Origin of the sequence: Stenotrophomonas sp. YIM B06876, from assembly GCF_030711595.1 — a bacterium.
Taxonomy (GTDB): Bacteria; Pseudomonadota; Gammaproteobacteria; order Xanthomonadales; family Xanthomonadaceae; genus Stenotrophomonas.
In genome coordinates this window covers 1-361 of sequence record NZ_JAUJUJ010000642.1, presented here as the reverse complement: position 1 = coordinate 361, position 361 = coordinate 1, and the positions used below count along the sequence as shown (strand labels likewise).

Sequence of the window (361 nt, the reverse complement as noted above, 5' to 3'; positions counted from 1 at the left end):
GCACGGCCCCGTTCCTGCCGATGAGCCGCGCCGAGATGGAGCCGCTCGGCTGGGACAGCTGCGACATCGTGCTGGTCACGGGCGACGCCTACATCGACCACCCGAGCTTCGGCATGGCCGTGATCGGCCGCACGCTCGAAGCGCAGGGCTTTCGCGTCGGCATCATCGCCCAGCCCGACTGGCAGAGCGCCGAGCCGTTCAAGGCGCTGGGCAAGCCCAACCTGTTCTGGGGCGTGACGGCGGGCAACATGGATTCGATGATCAACCGCTACACGGCCGATCGCAAAATCCGCAGTGACGACGCCTACACCCCCGGCGACATCGGCGGCAAGCGCCCCGACCGCGCGGCCATCGTCTACAG

At 68.4% G+C, this 361-nt stretch carries 1 pseudogene; it reads left to right on the top strand.

Annotated elements, in window-relative coordinates:
- Positions 1–20: 20 nt before the first annotated feature.
- Positions 21–361: pseudogene (locus tag QZH66_RS18840) on the top strand (YgiQ family radical SAM protein); the annotation flags it as partial.